General features: G+C 41.7%; 13 protein-coding genes. 8 read left to right on the plus strand and 5 right to left on the minus strand.

Features of this window, described 5'->3' with window-relative positions:
* Positions 1-8: 8 nt before the first annotated feature.
* Entirely contained in the window at positions 9-1,307 is a 1,299-nt protein-coding gene (gene tviB, locus CDG62_RS18920) for a Vi polysaccharide biosynthesis UDP-N-acetylglucosamine C-6 dehydrogenase TviB (protein ID WP_087527585.1), read from the minus strand.
* A gap of 307 nt (positions 1,308-1,614) precedes the next feature.
* Here tviB and CDG62_RS18925 point away from each other — a divergent pair, with 307 nt between their 5' ends.
* From CDG62_RS18925 to CDG62_RS18945, 5 genes are all read left to right on the plus strand, one after another.
* Positions 1,615-2,715 (plus strand): polysaccharide biosynthesis/export family protein, encoded by a 1,101-nt coding sequence (locus CDG62_RS18925; RefSeq protein ID WP_087527627.1) that lies wholly within the window; start codon positions 1,615-1,617, stop codon positions 2,713-2,715.
* A complete protein-coding gene (locus CDG62_RS18930) occupies positions 2,715-3,143 on the plus strand; it encodes a low molecular weight protein-tyrosine-phosphatase (RefSeq protein WP_087527584.1) in 429 nt (142 codons plus the stop codon). Before CDG62_RS18925 ends, CDG62_RS18930 begins: the two co-directional genes overlap by 1 nt.
* 15 nt (positions 3,144-3,158) lie before the next feature.
* Positions 3,159-5,351 (plus strand): polysaccharide biosynthesis tyrosine autokinase, encoded by a 2,193-nt coding sequence (locus CDG62_RS18935; protein ID WP_087527583.1) that lies wholly within the window; start codon positions 3,159-3,161, stop codon positions 5,349-5,351.
* A gap of 213 nt (positions 5,352-5,564) precedes the next feature.
* Positions 5,565-6,269: an FKBP-type peptidyl-prolyl cis-trans isomerase gene (locus tag CDG62_RS18940; RefSeq protein ID WP_087527582.1), complete on the plus strand. Its 705-nt coding sequence runs from the start codon at positions 5,565-5,567 to the stop codon at positions 6,267-6,269.
* Between the two features lie 54 nt (positions 6,270-6,323).
* Entirely contained in the window at positions 6,324-7,016 is a 693-nt protein-coding gene (locus CDG62_RS18945; protein WP_087527581.1) for an FKBP-type peptidyl-prolyl cis-trans isomerase, read from the plus strand.
* Between the two features lie 159 nt (positions 7,017-7,175).
* Here CDG62_RS18945 and murJ read toward each other — a convergent pair whose 3' ends face one another.
* Both murJ and ampD read right to left on the minus strand, forming a co-directional pair.
* A complete protein-coding gene (murJ, locus tag CDG62_RS18950) occupies positions 7,176-8,732 on the minus strand; it encodes a murein biosynthesis integral membrane protein MurJ (RefSeq protein WP_171405725.1) in 1,557 nt (518 codons plus the stop codon).
* 77 nt (positions 8,733-8,809) lie between these two features.
* Positions 8,810-9,382, minus strand: coding sequence for a 1,6-anhydro-N-acetylmuramyl-L-alanine amidase AmpD (gene ampD / locus CDG62_RS18955; protein ID WP_087527579.1), 573 nt, complete (start codon positions 9,380-9,382; stop codon positions 8,810-8,812).
* Between the two features lie 185 nt (positions 9,383-9,567).
* On the opposite strand from ampD, the gene nadC reads away from it, so the two are divergent.
* Entirely contained in the window at positions 9,568-10,413 is an 846-nt protein-coding gene (gene nadC, locus CDG62_RS18960; protein ID WP_087527626.1) for a carboxylating nicotinate-nucleotide diphosphorylase, read from the plus strand.
* Between the two features lie 73 nt (positions 10,414-10,486).
* Here the strand turns inward: nadC and rph are convergent, their stop codons facing one another.
* The gene (gene rph / locus CDG62_RS18965; protein WP_004684198.1) at positions 10,487-11,203 is read right to left on the minus strand and encodes a ribonuclease PH; all 717 of its coding nucleotides are present in this window, start codon (positions 11,201-11,203) and stop codon (positions 10,487-10,489) included.
* Between the two features lie 161 nt (positions 11,204-11,364).
* Here rph and CDG62_RS18970 point away from each other — a divergent pair, with 161 nt between their 5' ends.
* Positions 11,365-12,042 carry a TetR family transcriptional regulator gene (locus tag CDG62_RS18970; RefSeq protein WP_087527578.1) on the plus strand — a complete coding sequence of 226 codons (678 nt, stop codon included), beginning with the start codon at positions 11,365-11,367 and terminating at the stop codon, positions 12,040-12,042.
* 109 nt (positions 12,043-12,151) lie between these two features.
* Positions 12,152-13,786, plus strand: a complete 1,635-nt coding sequence (locus tag CDG62_RS18975; RefSeq protein WP_087527577.1) for an O-antigen ligase family protein — start codon at positions 12,152-12,154, stop codon at positions 13,784-13,786.
* 72 nt (positions 13,787-13,858) lie between these two features.
* Here CDG62_RS18975 and CDG62_RS18980 read toward each other — a convergent pair whose 3' ends face one another.
* Complete coding sequence (locus CDG62_RS18980) at positions 13,859-14,476, minus strand: thiol:disulfide interchange protein DsbA/DsbL (protein ID WP_087527576.1); 618 nt, start codon at positions 14,474-14,476, stop codon at positions 13,859-13,861.
* Positions 14,477-14,593: the final 117 nt, after the last annotated feature.

Here is a 14,593-nt window from a genome sequence, read left to right on the forward strand (position 1 = left end):
TTTTTAAATTAGAGACGGAATACTGTAAAACCTTGTTCAGCCAGAGTTGTACGGTCGAATAAACCTTTGACATCTGCAAGAACAGGCTTATCGCTGCGCACATATGTTTTTAGCTCAGCAGCAGACAAGTTACGGAATTCATTATGTCCAACAGCGACAACAAGTGCATCGACAGGGTGTTCAGCGTCAATCAGCCCCAACTCAATACCATACTCATGGTTTACTTCGTCAGCATCTGCCCAAGGGTCGAACACAACCACCTGAGCCCCCCAAGCCTCAAACTCTTTAATTAAGTCTGCAACCTTACTGTTACGGATATCGGGACAGTTTTCTTTAAAGGTAACGCCAAGTACCCCTACTTTTGCGCGAGGCACATCAATACCATTTTGTAACATACGCTTGATAGTATTACGTGCCACATAACGTGCCATATTGTCATTAATACGACGGCCCGCCAAAATCACTTGTGGGTGATAACCGACCTCTTCTGCTTTATGGGTTAGGTAGTAAGGATCGACACCAATACAATGCCCACCAACCAAACCAGGGCGGAATGGTAGGAAATTCCACTTACTGCCAGCGGCCTCAAGTACGTCAATGGTATCAATACCTAAACGATCAAAAATCACTGAGAGTTCATTCACCAAAGCAATATTTAAGTCACGCTGTGTATTCTCAATTACCTTAGCAGCTTCTGCAACTTTGATACTTGAAGCTTTATGGGTACCCGCAGTAATAATGCTGGCATAGACTGCATCTACTTTATCAGCAACTTCTGGCGTGCTACCACTGGTGATTTTCTTAATCTTGGTTAAGGTATTTACCTTATCGCCAGGGTTAATACGCTCAGGACTATAACCAGCAAAGAAATCCTGATTGAATTTTAGGCCTGATATTTTCTCAAGCACAGGAATACATACTTCTTCTGTAGCACCAGGATAGACGGTTGACTCATAGACAACAATATCACCTTTGTTAATGACCTTACCTAATGTTTCACTCGCTTTCCTTAAAGGCGTCAGATCTGGACGATTCACCTCATCAACAGGTGTTGGTACGGTCACAATAAAAAAATTGCAACTATGTAAATCAGCCAAATCAGATGAATAACTTAAATAAGTTGCTTCTTTCAACTCGTCTGCAGATACTTCTAAAGTATGATCTTGCCCACTTTTTAATTCTTCAATCCGTGTTGTGTGGATATCAAACCCAACAACCGGCACTTTTTTACCAAATTCAACTGCCAATGGCAAACCAACATAGCCTAAACCAATCACTGCTATTTTCAGATCAGAGAGTTGTAGCATTTTAACGCCTTATTTATTTCTGTTATGAATATGAATCAATCGGCAGAAATACTATCAGAAAAACATGAACTTTCTGTTATGATTTTTTACCAAATTCTTAGTTCGGTCCTGTTTGATTAAACTTAGAGACTAGATAGATCCTGCTATTTTGCTCAATATAGTAAAATTCGCAAAATATGTATCCATAGCAATCAACAAAAATTCTTACTATAAAAATTGATTACAATTTGCTATATACCCTAAAGCTAAGTTCGGTAAAATGCTGTTTAATTGAAATGATTTTAAAAAATCTAAAATGGGAATTTTTGTGCGACATTTTAAATCTATAATTCTATTGTCCTTTATCATGACATCTACTGGATGCGCTCTGACATCTGGGCTACAAACTTATGATTTACCTGCGGAAGGTATGTATCAGACAGAGTTAGGCACACAAGTCAATGTTGTGAAACTCACCCAAACATCATTACCAGCTGTCCAACCTGCCCAATACAATCAAGAATATTTTTCTCATTTGTTCAATATTCCTCAAAAAAATTACAAGCTCAGTGCCGGAGATATTCTCTCCATTTATCTTTGGGCTTATCCTGAGATTACCCCACCAACGAATACCATCAGTAATGAAGAAGCGATCAAATCGAACGGTTATCAAATTGACCAAAGCGGTTATATCCAGTTTCCTATTATTGGTCGCTACAAAGCCGCAGGAAAGTCTTTAACACAAGTCAACCAAGAATTACGCAGCCAACTTTCACGTTATTTAAAAACACCCGACGTCATTGCTCGTGTTCTATCGTATCAAGGACAACGCTACTCTGTACAAGGCAGTGTCATGAAAGGTGGACAGTTTACTTTAACTGACCAACCCACAAGTGTTTATACTGCATTAGGTTTAGCTGGCGGTATCAATCCTCAGTTAGGAGATAACACCTCTATTACACTTGTCCGCCAAGGTAGAACTTATAATCTCAATAGCATTTCGCTTGAAAAGGCTGGTTATTCACTACACAATTTATTGATTCAGCCTAACGATACACTTTATGTAAACTCAAAAGAAAATCAGAAAATTTACGTAATGGGTGAATCAGGACAAAACAAACCAATCCCGATGCGAGATCAGGGTATTAGCTTAAGTGATGTCATTGGGGAAAGCCTCGGTTTAAATCCACTTTCAGGCAGTCGAAGCAAAATTTATGTGGTGCGTAGTCATCGTGATGCAGGGATCACTGATGTCTATCACCTAGATTTAACCAGTATTGGTGATTTTGGACTGGCAAATAAATTTCAAATGCAAAGCAATGATATTGTGTACATCGATGCCTCAGGTTTAACACGTTGGCAACGTGTCATCAATCAAGTCATTCCATTCTCAAACGTGATTTATAATATTGATCGTGTGGGGCAATAATGAAATTTAAAAATATTTTGATAGTATGTGTGGGAAATATCTGCCGGAGTCCAATGGCCGAGTACTTACTCAAACAGCATTATCCGCAATTAAATATTCATTCTGCGGGTATTTCTGGTGTGGTCGGCCATCCAGCCGATGAAAAAGCACAACGGTGTATGCAGCATGTGGGCATTGACATGCAGCCCCATATTGCTAAAAAGCTAAATGCAGAACACATTAAACAAGCCGATCTGGTTTTAGTCATGAGCCAAAATCAACAAAAACATATTGAGCAAACATGGCCATTTGCAAAAGGAAAAACATTTCGCTTAGGTCATTGGCAAGGTAAAAACATTCCTGACCCCTATCAACATGATCAAGCTTTTTTTGATGAAACTTCCCTGCTTATACAAGCCTGTGTAGCAGATTGGACTAAACATATTTAACTTTGATGTACGATTATGAGCCAAACTACAAATACAGAAGACACTATTGATTTAAAAGAATTATTTTTCTCATTGATCGCACAATGGAAGTTAATTGCGCTGTGTATCCTTTTGAGTCTAATTTGCGCCCTACTATACTTAAGAGCAACTCCAGATACTTATTCGGTCGATGCCTTGGTACAAGTAGAAGAAAATAAAGGTGCTTCCGCAGCTCTATTAGGTGATCTCTCGAGCATGGTTGAGCAAAAACAACCCGCTCAAGCAGAAATCGAAATTTTAAAATCGCGTTTAGTTTTAGGCAATGTCATTCAACATCTGAATTTAGATCTTAAAATTTCAGGCACGGAAAATTCATTTACTGACCGCCTCTTGTCTCCACATCATTATCAAACAGAGTACCAGCCGAAATCGGTGCTGTTTAAAGATGATGATGAAGCCTTTGACATCCGTCAGTTTAATGTTCCATCGAACTTCCGTGATAAAAGTCTTGAACTTCGCTTTAAAGATGGTCAGTTTAGCTTAACGAATACGCAAACTGAACAAGTCATTTTAACAGGCAAAACGAACCAAGCGAATACTCTACGAACTGCCGATGGCTTGTGGAATATTTCTATTTATACACAAGACCAGCTAAATGATGTTTATCTCATTCAAAAACAATCTCTACCTGCTGCAGTCAATCATATCTTGACAAATTATTCTGTCGCAGAAAAAGGAAAGTTAACAGGTATTCTTGGGCTCAATTATCAAGGTACAGACAAAACTCACATTACCCAAGTACTCAATGCTATTCTGGTTTCTTATAGCCAACAAAACATTGAACGTCGTTCAGCTGAAACAGCGCAAACACTTAAATTCTTAGATGAACAACTACCAGAGCTGAAACAACAACTTGATGTAGCTGAGCGTGAATTCAATAAATTTCGCCAACAATATAACACCGTAGATGTTACGAAAGAATCTGAGTTATTTTTAACCCAAAGCGTAACCTTAGAGACGCAAAAAGCACAACTTGAACAACAAGTGGCTGAAGCTGGTGCCAAATATACTGCTGAACATCCAGTCATGCAGCAAATGAATGCGCAACTAGGAGCTATTAATAAAAAAATTGGTGAGTTAAATGCGACATTAAAAGAACTGCCAGATTTACAACGTCGTTATTTACAGCTATACCGTGAAGTTGAAGTCAAACAGCAATTATATACTGCCCTGCTTAACTCTTATCAACAGCTACGAATTGCAAAAGCGGGCGAGATTGGGAATGTGCGTATTGTCGATACAGCTGTGGAACCGATTGAGCCAATTGCACCGAAAAAATTACAGATTTTAATTCTATCTATTTTCTTAGGTGGTTTCCTAGGTACACTCTTGGCATTATTACGTAATATGATGCGTTCAGGGATCAAAGACTCCTCTCAAATTGAAAATGAGTTGGATCTGCCCGTGTATGCAACGGTTCCTCGTTCACCTGTGCAAGAAAGCCGTATTAATATTTTAAAGAAGAAAAAGAATATTCCTATTCTGGCTGTTAAAAATAGTGATGATATTGCTATTGAGAGCTTAAGAAGTATGCGTACAGCGATTCATTTCGCTCTAAGCTCTGCCCGAAATAATCTGATTACGATTTCAGGTCCAGCACCTGAAGTTGGTAAATCCTTTATCTCAACCAACTTAGCCACAATTTTGGCACAAAGTGACAAACGCGTATTAATCATAGATGCAGACTTACGTCGTGGTTATTTACACAAATATTTTAATCTCGACACACAACCCGGCTTAACAGAGTTACTCAATGGTCAACAAAGTTTAGACACGGTTATTCGCCATACAGAAGTGCCAGGCTTAAGTGTAATTTCTCGCGGAAAAAGTCCAGCGAATCCTTCTGAACTACTAAGCTCTAACCAGTTCAAAAATCTATTAGAGCAAATGTCAGAGAAATTTGATCATGTCATTATCGATACTCCACCAGTCTTAGCTGTGACGGATGGCATCATTATTTCTCAATACACAGGTGTTAACTTAGTGATTGCCCGTTATGCGAAAACACAGATGAAGGAGCTTGAATTGACCCTCAATCGCTTCGAACAAGCCGGTGTAAAAGTCAATGGATTCATTCTAAACGATATTCAGCGTTCAAGTGCAGGCTATGGCTATGGCTATGGCTATAACTATGCTTATGCCTATAAAGCCAATAAAGAATCAGACTAAATACATCCTTTCACCGATAAAAAGCCAGAACTTGATTTCTGGCTTTTTATTTTGTATGACAAACGTTTATATATTCAAATCCTTATAGTTTTTTTAAGGACTTCGGCATATATTAATTTGAAAATGTACTGGCGGTACAAAACACGTCATTCATGAAGTCTGCTAAGATGCTAAAAAACTTTCTGAATGTAATAGAATTAGGAAAAATTTCACATGAGTAAAGCCTTACCCATTGCTGTAGCTGTTATTCTAGGCGGTGCTGCACTTGTTCCCGTTTATTATGCATCTCAACACCCAGCTTCAGCCGAAGCCCAAGTTTCAAAAAATGCATCTGCCGTAGAAAAAATTAGCTATGCACTGGGCTATGAAGTTGCTCATCAAACTCCACCAGAACTCGATATTAACAGTTTTGTCACCGGTGTTCGCGCAGGTCATGCCCGTAGCCAACCCGCCTATACTGAAGAAGAATTAAAACAAGCCTATGAGCAGTTCCAACAAGAAATGCAGCAAAAGCAGGCTAATGATGCGAAGCAAGCACAAACAACCAGTGACAGCTTCTTAACTGAAAATGCGAAAAAACCTGGGGTGAAAACCACAGCATCAGGCTTACAGTACAAAATTACGCAAGAAGGCACAGGCAAACAACCTTCTGCCAGCTCTGTCGTGACCGTACATTACAAAGGTCAACTAGTCGATGGTAAAGTGTTTGATAGTTCGCTTGAACGTGGCGAACCGATTGAGTTTCCTTTAAACCAAGTGATTCCGGGTTGGACTGAAGGCCTACAACTCATGAAAGAAGGTGGAAAAGCGACACTTTACATCCCTTCTAACTTAGGCTACGGCCCACAAGGTGTACCTGGCATGATCCCAGCCAACAGCACGCTTATTTTTGATGTTGAACTGATCAAAGTAAAATAAGACAAGTCAATCAAAGGAGAGCTTTTGCTCTCCTATTTTTATTGAGAATACAATATGAAAATTCAAACAACATTACTCTGTGGCTTGTTACTTTCTACACCTGTTTTTGCTGCACCGATTAATAATAAAAGCAGCATCAACCAACAAGTCGGTTATAGCTTCGGATACCTCATGGGTCGGAGCAATGCCGAGTCTATTCAAGATTTAGATCTCGATGCTTTTGTGCAAGGCTTACGTGAAGCATCTAAAGGTCAAGCTGCTTCATTAAGTGATGAAGACATGGCGCGAGTACTTACCCAATATAAACGCCAAGCAGAGGCAAAACAGTTATTAGAAGTTAAACAATTAGCTGATAAAAATGCCAAAATTGGTGCAGCCTTTTTAGCTGAAAATGCGAAAAAACCCGAGGTGAAAACCACGGCTTCAGGCCTGCAATATATGGTTTTACAACAAGGCCAAGGCAAGTCACCCAAGGCCAACAGTCGAGTCAAAGTCCATTATGAAGGACGTTTAATTGATCAAACGGTTTTTGACAGTTCGATTGCCCGCCAACAACCTGCAGAATTCCAAGTCAGCCAAGTGATTCAAGGTTGGACTGAAGGTTTGCAACTGATGAAAGAAGGGGCGAAATACCGTTTCTTTATTCCATCTAAACTGGGTTATGGTCAAATTGGCTCAGGCGATGTGATTGAACCGAACAGTACCTTAATTTTTGATGTGGAACTGATTGAAGTGTTGCCAAAATAAGGCAGCAATGCAAAAGTAATACTACACACAAAATAAAAAGCCTGATCTTCGTGATCAGGCTTTTTATTGATTTCAATCTATTTTCAAACCAAGCCATGCTGTTTAAGCTACGCGCTTCGCTGGTCGGTCTTGCAGCATAAAACAAAGCATTACCTTGTTTTATGCTTCATGTTTGAGGTGACGTGGTCTAAAACCTGTAAGGAGCAAACCTATCGCATAAGCCACGACGCCAACTACACACAACCCGACCACTTCGACAACGCGAATCCACTGTGACAGGTCACCATTATACCAACTCAATGCATACCACAATGCCGCAATCATCATGGTGTTAGCAATACCAAACTGGATAAATAGTTTTTTCCAGTGTGCGCCAAAACGGAAGATATCGCGCTTGTGTAAATAGAAATACAGCATCCCCGCATTCACCAGAGCAGAGCCCGAAGAGGCTAAAGCTAACGCCATATGCTCTGCCTGCCAGTCAATCAGTTTAAAGAAGCCAATAAACACCACGTTTAAAATCGCATTTGCGGCAACGGCCATTAACCCCACACGGACTGGTGTTTTGGTGTCTTGTTGCGCATAAAAACCAGGTGCAAAGACTTTAATCAACATGAATGAAATCACCCCAGCACTCATACATTGCAACGCTAAAGCCGTCATTTGTGTATCTTGAATAGTGAATTGACCACGTTGGAACAAGGCCTGAATAATAGGAGTCGATAACATAAACAACGCAATACTCGCAGGTACCCCCACTAAAACAATGACCTTGGCAGCCCAATCCATCATGCCACGGAACTTCGACATATCTTGCTCTGCATGACGGGTCGACAAGGCAGGTAAAATCACCGTGCCGATCGCTACGCCAATCAAGCCCAAAGGCAACTCAGTCATACGTTCCGCACTGTATAACCATGACACTGAACCATCTTGCATAAACGAAGCCCAAATGGTGTTCAAAAGTAAGTTGATTTGCGTGACAGAAACACCAAATAACGCAGGCAGCATCAATTTCATGATGCGATCCACACCTTCATGTTTAAAATCGACTTTCGGTGGAATCAGTAACTTTTTCTGCCAGAGTTCAGGAATTTGGATCGCCAGTTGTAATACGCCCGCAGCAATCACCGCCCAACCGAGTGCCATAATCGGTTCTGCCATATACGGCGTTAGCCACCATGCCCCCGCAATCATTGCAACATTCAGCAATACTGGTGAAAAGGCGGGCGAAGCAAAGGAACCATAACTGTTTAAAATACTGCTGGCAAATGCCGTCAACGACATAAACAATAAGTAAGGAATAGTGAGGCGGAACATTGAAACCGCGAGGTCGAACTTCTCTGGATCGGCATGGAAGCCTGGTGCATAGATGTATAGCACTGCTGGGGCGGCGACCATAGCGAGGAAGGTTAAAGCCGTCATAACGGTCATCAAACAACCAAAGACACGGCTAATCAGAATTTGAACTTCCGCATGGGTACGCCCAGCTTTATATTCGGTCAGTACTGGAATAAATGCCTGTGAGAATGCTCCCTCAGCAAACAGCCGACGGAAGAAGTTCGGGATACGAAAGGCCACTACAAAAGTATCGAAATCTTTCCCTGCACCAAAGACATTCAGTAAGACAATGTCTCGTACCAAACCCAAGACCCGAGAAAGCATGGTCATTGCACTTACAATTACGGTTGACCGCCACAGCGCCATCGTATCCACCTAGTTTTTCATTTGCCGCTATTGTAATGAAACTTCAGCGAATATTTGATTGTTTAATGTTGTTGTCGACTCTCAATTCATTGACTTTTTAACTGCTGCAAACGATTTCGATAGTCTAACCAATCAAAAAATGCGCCTGGATCGGTCTTACGTCCTGGCGCAATATCGGAATGTCCTGCCAAATGCTGCTGAATTTGAGGATAGGCCTGTTGTAAACAGGCCGTCACGTGTACCAATGTTTCATATTGGACATCTTCAAATGGCAAGTCATCACTGCCCTCAAGCTCAATGCCAATCGAATAATCATTACACTCTTTCTTGGCCAAATAGCTTGAACGTCCTGCATGCCACGCACGGTCGTTAAAATTGACAAATTGTAAGACTTCGCCACTTCTTAAAATCAATAAATGCGCTGAGACTTGCATGCCTTGAATGGTTTTAAAATATGGATGTACGGACCAATCCAATTGATTTTGGAAAAACTGTTCAATATAACCGCCACCAAACTGTGAGGGAGGCAAGCTAATATTATGGATGACAATCAGTTGAATTTCAGTAGCAGCAGGACGTGCGTTAAAATTAGGCGATGGAATTTGTCTTGCTCCCAGCAGTTGTCCTGCTTGCACTTCAAACAGCGGAATGACCTGCATATTTTTATTCCTTAAACCCATTGCGCCCTTCGGGCAATCTTTTCTAATGTCTCTCATGCTAAATCTTTCCCAGTCATTTCTCAAATTGGTCAGCGTTTGATTCTGAAATTTTCACGCCTTTTTCAGGAAAAATGCTAATATATTGCGCAATTTTCATGGCTTCTATAAAAGATACGGACAATCGGATGAGCATATCGCAGCAACTGCTTGAACAATCTATTCAACTGAATATTCAACAGGCATTACAAGAAGACATTGGTGATGGTGACATTACGGCGCTTTTAACACCTGAAGATGAACAAGCGACTGCGACCATTATTAGCCGTGAAGACATGATTCTTGCAGGTCAACCTTGGGTCAATGCATTAATTACAGCTTTTGATCCAAGTGTCAAAATCACTTGGCTAAAAAATGATGGTGATCTGGTTCGTGCCAATGAAATCATTTTTAAACTGGCGGGTTCAGCACGCAGCTTACTTACGGTTGAACGCCCTGCACTCAACTTTGTACAAACGCTATCTGCTGTGGCCAGCAAAACGGCGGAATATGTCAAACAGCTAGATGGCTTAAACACCAAGTTGCTCGATACACGTAAAACCCTACCAGGTCTACGTATTGCCCAGAAATATGCGGTCGCGGTCGGTGGCGGTCAAAACCATCGTTTAGGTTTATTCGATGCTTTTTTAATTAAAGAAAATCACATCATGGCGGCAGGTGGCATCGCTCAAGCCATTGCCAAAGCACATCAAATTGCCCCAGGCAAACCTGTCGAAGTCGAAGTCGAAACCTGGGCTGAATTAGAGCAAGCATTAGAAGCCCAAGCCGATATCGTGATGTTAGACAACTTTAGCCAACAACAAATGATTGATGCGGTCAAACATGTTGCAGGACGTTGTAAATTAGAAGCGTCAGGGAATATCACCATTGCTAACTTACGTGAAGTCGCAACCACAGGCGTGGATTATATTTCGATGGGTGTATTGACCAAAGATGTCAAAGCAGTCGACCTTTCTATGCGTTTTAATGCTTAATTCCACTAGTCTGTATTCAATCGACACGCAATAAAAAACGCACTCTAGAGTGCGTTTTTTATTGGCTTAAAACTTACCAGCCCAGTGCTTGCTGCTGTTTTTTTACCAATTCTTGAATGCCCTTTTCAGCCATTTCTAACATGGCATTACACTGTACACGGGTAAACGGTTTATCTTCTGCCGTGCCTTGAATTTCAATGAATTCGCCAGCTTGAGTCATGACCACGTTTAAATCCGTTTGGCAGTTCGAGTCTTCTTCATAGCACAAGTCTAACAGCACTTCGTCTTGGAAAATACCAACTGAAATTGCAGCCACTAAGCCTTTTAATGGATCTTGCTTAATTTTCTTTTTCTCAAGCAACGTATTCATCGCATCAATCAGAGCCACCGCAGCACCGGTGATTGCAGCAGTACGTGTACCGCCATCTGCCTGAATCACATCACAGTCGATGGTAATGGTGTTTTCACCGAGTTTTTTTAAATCCACCATGGCACGTAGACTACGGCCAATCAAACGTTGGATTTCTTGAGTACGACCACTTTGCTTACCACGTGCAGCCTCACGGTCACTACGAGTATGCGTCGAACGTGGCAGCATGCCATATTCAGCGGTTACCCAGCCCTGCCCCTTGCCTTTTAAAAAGCGTGGTACTGAGTTATCAATACTTGCAGTACAAAGAACTTTGGTATGACCAAACTCAACCAATACCGAACCTTCCGCATAACGTGTGTAGTTACGAGTAATGGTGACATCACGTAATTGATCTAATGTTCGTTGGTCGATACGCATAATACGCCCTTCATCTGACTAAATAGGTTGGTGCATAGTATAGCAGAAGCAGACCCAAAGCATTTGTCTGACTGCATTGCATTTGTAATTGATCGCCTGCTTCCCTAACCGTCCATATTCTTTGTTAAACTAAAGCTTAAAAGAGGCTGAGGCGATCATCTATGTCTATTCGGGAAGAGCGTAAACAACAAAGCCGCCAAGCTTTGCTGAATGCGGCATTACAACTCAGCACCTCGGGACGCTCCTTTGGTCGCATTAGCCTCCGTGAAGTCACTCGCCAAGTGGGTTTAGTACCGACCGCTTTTTATCGTCACTTTAATGATTTGGATGAGCTGGGACTTGAACTGGTCGACCAAGCGGCGCTCCACATCAAAAGTATGTTAACGCAACTGGGACAAAGCTATGTTTATGGCCCACATGCCACGATTGAGCATAGTCTAGACCTATTTTTTCATGCCGTAGAGCAACATCCTGAACAGTGGATTTTCTTGATTGGAGAACGTTGGGGTGGTTCTGCCTTGATCCGTGCCGCCGTTGAGCGAGAAATTGCCTTTTTAATCGATGACTTCGCGCATGAATTAACCCGTATTGAAAGCATGCAACATATCCATGACAGCGAAGACCTCAAGGTTTTGGCCAATATTTTAATGGATGCCTCCTTTAACTGGGCCATGCGTTGGATTGGTTTGGGTCGAGATGTAGCTCCCGAGAAACTCCAACAGCAACAGGATGCATTTAAACTGCAAACCATCGTGCAGATTCAACTCATGTTCCGTGGAATCTCCAATTGGCAACGACCATCTGCTCAAACCAAACACGCCAATCCGACCTTACATTAAGCCGCTCACAGACGTAATTTTTGCTGTATTACAAAATTTTTAATGCGCTTTACTCAAACTTGGATGCTTTTTCACTATCATAGAGCCAGTTTTTTCATCTGTAGCTCCTATGCGTTTTTTTCTTTTTTTAGTCGCGAGTGTCTGTATTGCCTTGGCATGGCTATTGCCCATTCATTATCGACCTTGGGTCACCTATACAGGTGAATTGTTTGCATTTTTATCTTTATTTGCACTCTCTGCCTTATTTTTAAAAGAAAAACTCTTGCTCCCGAAAGTGAGTCTGCCACTATTGCTATTGAGTCTGGTGCCCTTCATTCAGTACGGTTTTGGCGAGCTGTTCTTTTTCAGCAAAGCACTGATGTGTGGCTTATATATCTTTGCATTCTGGCTGAGTATCGTTTTAGGGTTTAACCTGAGCCAAAAACCCTTAGAACGTGAGCAATTATTTAGTGGTCTGTGTAGTGTATTTTGGTCGGTCGGTCTGGTGACAGCGCTCATCGCCACTTGCCAATGGCTCAATATTGAACAGTATATTCCTGGCATGACCGCCTTAAAAGGCGATCGTCCTTATGCCAACTTTGCTCAGCCGAACAATATGGCAAGCTTTCTCATTCTGTCCTTACTCGGCACGCTTTACCTATTTGAAAAGAAAAAACTCAACTCGATTCTACTGTGCACAAGTGCTGCATTGATGTTATTTGCGGTAGCCCTAAGTCAGTCTCGCACATCATGGGTCGCAAGTATCTGTGTACTGCTGTATTTGCTCTATCAGCAGTACAAGGGTGTGGTTGAACTGAAGTGGTATAGTGCCCTTGCATGGTTTGCGTTGTTCATTGCATTTACTGCCTTTATTCCACAGCTCAATCACCTGTTGGCTCAACTGTCTAATGTCGAAGTGACCCAAACCCGTGATGCAGTTGCGCGGGCAACGGGTGATATGTCACGTCTTGCCATTTGGCAACAGATGCTCCATGCCATTGCTGAGCGACCTTGGTTTGGCTATGGTTGGCATCAAACCAGTGTGGCTTACACCCTCATCAGTGATCAGTTTCAAGGCCCAGTTTGGGTGAAAAGTGCGCACAACTTCATTCTCGACTTTATTGTGTGGAATGGATTGGTAATTGCGATTCCATTTTTTGCTTATCTCAGCTATTGGGGCTATCAACTGCAAAAGCATGCGACATCGCTCGAATCTGTGATTGGCCTCCTGATGGTCGGCGCTTTGCTGATTCACGGTATGCTCGAATTTCCGTTGTTCTACGCTTATTTCTTGCTACCACTCGGGTTGATTCTAGGCATCATTCAAGCACAGCAAAAAGTGAAAACGTGGACTTTACCGAGCTTTGCCATGCCGATCACATTTACTGTCTGTGTGGTCTTGGCCGCACTGATTATTCGTGACTACGAGCTGATGGTACCAAAGCTGAATGAGGCTTCACGTTATGAGCACACCCCTGAAAAGTTTACCAATCAAGATCACATTTTACTGCTGTCAGAGTTTAACCGTCGCATTGAATGGATTCAGTTAAATCCATATAGCAAAGTCAGCCCTGAGCAAATTCATGACTATGAGGAAATGGTGTTGAACTACCCGATTCCTTATGATTTAACCAAGTTTGCCAAACTCTTGGCTTTCAATGGTTATGAGGCTGAAGCCCGTCATCAACTTTGGCGCTTAAAAACCTTAAGAAAAATTGAGCTGCGTTATGAGGATTTATTGCAGCCAGCATCAGCTGCGCAATAAACATCGTTGACCCATAAAAAAGCCTGCATCAGCAGGCTTTTTTATGGGTCAAGGACTTAAAACAGATTCAGCTTATTTTGCAGCACGTTCTTTTTCAATTAAGTAGTCCACCACTTGAACAACTTTCTCGTCTTCACCTTGCACAATATATTTACCATTGACTGTCACCGCAGGTACGCCACTGAGTTGATAACGCTTGGCCAAATCTTGTGCTTGTGCGATTTTTGAAGTGATCGCAAATGATTTATAAGTGCTGTTAAATTTCGCTTCAGGAATACCAAACTGAGTATAGAATTTGGCGAAAGCCGGTTGTTCTAAAATCGGTTGATTTTGCTCATGAATGGCATGCAATAACATCAAATGTGTTTTCTTACGTACGCCTAAAGCTTCAGACACATAATAAGCTCGCGCACCTTGTTCCCATACCGGATTCATCGCTGCAGGTGTACGCACAAAACGGACATCTTTCGGTAACTTTTTCAACCAAGTCTGCATATGTGGTTCAAGTTTGAAACAGTGTGGGCAGCCATACCAGAAGAACTCACGGACTTCAATTTTTCCTGGCACTTCCACCTGAACTGGGGTCGGTACGACCGTATAATCTTTACCTGCCACAAAATTTGCAGCGATTGCACTGCCTGAAATCGCGAAAACTGCGGTTGCTAAGCCACTCAAAAGGAGTTTTTTCATTGAACTTATTGTCCTCAAAATCATTATGATAAGTTTATGCAAATACTATAAATCAAATATGCCAAATTCGTTTTCATTCTGTGAACTTTTTTCAGGCTTTTATCGCTTTTTCTAGAA

The sequence above is a fragment of the Acinetobacter sp. WCHA55 genome (assembly GCF_002165305.2).
In the GTDB taxonomy this organism is placed as follows: domain Bacteria; phylum Pseudomonadota; class Gammaproteobacteria; order Pseudomonadales; family Moraxellaceae; genus Acinetobacter.

Bases quoted from the DNA above. Each gene is read 5' to 3' on its own strand.
- tviB (WP_087527585.1), bottom strand. From the start codon at position 1,307: ATGCTACAACTCTCTGATCTGAAAATAGCAGTGATTGGTTTAGGCTAT.
- CDG62_RS18930 (WP_087527584.1), top strand. From the start codon at position 2,715: ATGAAATTTAAAAATATTTTGATAGTATGTGTGGGAAATATCTGCCGG.
- CDG62_RS18935 (WP_087527583.1), top strand. From the start codon at position 3,159: ATGAGCCAAACTACAAATACAGAAGACACTATTGATTTAAAAGAATTA.
- CDG62_RS18940 (WP_087527582.1), top strand. From the start codon at position 5,565: ATGAGTAAAGCCTTACCCATTGCTGTAGCTGTTATTCTAGGCGGTGCT.
- CDG62_RS18945 (WP_087527581.1), top strand. From the start codon at position 6,324: ATGAAAATTCAAACAACATTACTCTGTGGCTTGTTACTTTCTACACCT.
- ampD (WP_087527579.1), bottom strand. From the start codon at position 9,382: ATGCAGGTCATTCCGCTGTTTGAAGTGCAAGCAGGACAACTGCTGGGA.
- nadC (WP_087527626.1), top strand. From the start codon at position 9,568: ATGAGCATATCGCAGCAACTGCTTGAACAATCTATTCAACTGAATATT.
- rph (WP_004684198.1), bottom strand. From the start codon at position 11,203: ATGCGTATCGACCAACGAACATTAGATCAATTACGTGATGTCACCATT.
- CDG62_RS18970 (WP_087527578.1), top strand. From the start codon at position 11,365: ATGTCTATTCGGGAAGAGCGTAAACAACAAAGCCGCCAAGCTTTGCTG.
- CDG62_RS18975 (WP_087527577.1), top strand. From the start codon at position 12,152: ATGCGTTTTTTTCTTTTTTTAGTCGCGAGTGTCTGTATTGCCTTGGCA.
- CDG62_RS18980 (WP_087527576.1), bottom strand. From the start codon at position 14,476: ATGAAAAAACTCCTTTTGAGTGGCTTAGCAACCGCAGTTTTCGCGATT.